The sequence below is a fragment of the Phormidium sp. CCY1219 genome (assembly GCF_055795085.1).
The window spans coordinates 1-1201 of record NZ_JAYFEQ010000092.1; the positions used below are offsets into that span (position 1 = coordinate 1).

The following is a 1201-nucleotide window of genomic DNA, read 5'->3' on the forward strand; positions in this document are numbered from 1 at the left end:
TAATGACGCCATTCGGTGCTCAGACCCCCGGAGAAAATTGGCGGTGAAATTGCAGTAGGGTGTGTGACCCCCGAAGAAGATTGGGGGTCAAATTACGCGATCGCATTGTGGGGGTCACGCACCGACCCCATCGGTGGGAGAATCGGATGAGGGGAGTTAATGACGCCATTTGGTGCTCAGGCCCCCGGAGAGGATTGGGGGTGAAATTGCATCAGCGGATTGCGGGAGTCACACACCCTACGATGGCTGAGAGCGATCGCCGATTTGACTTGGGCGATTTCCTCCAGGTTTGCCTCTGCCATCATCCGACTGGCTTAACTTAAATCTTGGGTTCGCGCCAATTGCAATTTCATCAGACCTCGATAGGGTAAGTCGGCTTAATAGGCACGCTTAAGGCAATTCAATTCTATTCACTATAGTGATACTTGCAAGCTACAATCAAAATTTCTTTATCGGTCACTTGATAAATTAAACGATTTTCATTATCAATCCGCCTTGACCAAAACCCACTTAACTCGTATTTCAAAGGTTCGGGCTTACCTAATCCTTCAAATGGTGTTCTGTCTATATTCTTAATCAGTTCGACAATTTTGCGATAAGTTTTCTTGTCTATTTTTGCCCATTCATTAAAATCGGCAAAAGCAGAAGCTTCAAAAATGATTCTTCTGCTCATTGCAACTCCTCTATATTAACTTCGACTAAATTTCGACCTTTTTTCGCATTCTCAATTGCTTTTAATAGCTTAATTTTATTGATTTCAGATTGCAATAAATAGGCAGTTTCATCTCCTTCAAAAACGATTATTGAAATATATTTATCACCAAATTTTGCTTTGATTTCTTCTATTAAACTCGGGTTGATTTCGCTGGCTTTTAAATGATAGACGGTTGACATTGTTTTTACCTACTGTTGAATTTGAACAGCGATCGAGTAGGACGTCAGGTGTGGTGCGATCGCCTCTTTTGTCAAAGGAGTTACGGGAACGCAACCGAACCCGCACTCATTCTTTAATGATAGCAGCTCGCATCGGGCTGAGGCAAACGGTCACTAAAAGTCTCAGCTTGGCAAGAAGGGTGGATACCGAATCCGGGTAACGAAAAGTCTTTGTATATACCCCCTCAAAGCGATCGCGTAGGGTGTGTGACCCCCGAAGACAATTGGGGGTGAAATTTGCGCGATCGCATTGCGGGGGCCTGAGCAC

Annotated in this window: 2 protein-coding genes; both read right to left on the reverse strand. The window is 44.4% G+C overall.

The genetic code is table 11. The features are described from left to right. Window positions 1-406: 406 nt before the first annotated feature. The gene (locus AC0QH1_RS00555) at window positions 407-673 is read right to left on the reverse strand and encodes a Txe/YoeB family addiction module toxin (RefSeq protein WP_324628785.1); all 267 of its coding nucleotides are present in this window, start codon (window positions 671-673) and stop codon (window positions 407-409) included. After that, entirely contained in the window at window positions 670-894 is a 225-nt protein-coding gene (locus AC0QH1_RS00560) for a hypothetical protein (protein ID WP_324628786.1), read from the reverse strand. Before AC0QH1_RS00560 ends, AC0QH1_RS00555 begins: the two co-directional genes overlap by 4 nt. Window positions 895-1201: the final 307 nt, after the last annotated feature.